The organism is Bartonella sp. AA86SXKL (assembly GCF_042196885.1).
Map to the genome: position 1 here is coordinate 1 of NZ_JBHIRE010000584.1, position 540 is coordinate 540.

Genomic DNA, 540 nt, shown 5'->3' on the forward strand with positions numbered 1-540 from the left:
TTCTCAAGAGGAAATTTTAATTCCCTTTAAACAATCACGAGAGCCGGTGAAAGAAAAATCGATTCATGCAATATTAGAAAAAGCTGTAAATAAAAAACGAGAATTGTTGGCAGAAAACTCGAGTTTATTTCCTGAACTTTCTGTTGTTGATCGTGATCTCCAGGCAGAATGTGTTATTCGGGAAATTCTTGAGGATCCTGAGGCTTTTTATCGTTCTACAGCTGTACTTTATCAAGATTTCTTGGTGCGTTGCCGTATTCATGGTCTCTCAGGAGATTTTTTAAATCTTTCGCAATTTCGACGTAAATTGGCTATTGCTCAGGCTTGTGTAGATAAAGAAACCGCTGTCAGTGAAAACTGGAAGCGCATTTTGTATATCTCAGAAAGTTTGGAAGATGATGTCCAAGGTGTTTTTTTGAATGTGGCTCAGGCCGCTTTGGGTGGGAAGCCGTGCCCATCAGATGCATTTTTAGCGCGTCTTTATGGTACGCATTCTTTAAGCCGTGCACGCCGACTTTTAACCTACTTTGAAGAGCGTGG

At 40.6% G+C, this 540-nt stretch carries 1 pseudogene; it reads left to right on the top strand.

The window, feature by feature from the left end:
- Nucleotides 1-540 (top strand): annotated as a pseudogene (locus tag ACFIO5_RS13410) (ATP-binding protein); the annotation flags it as partial.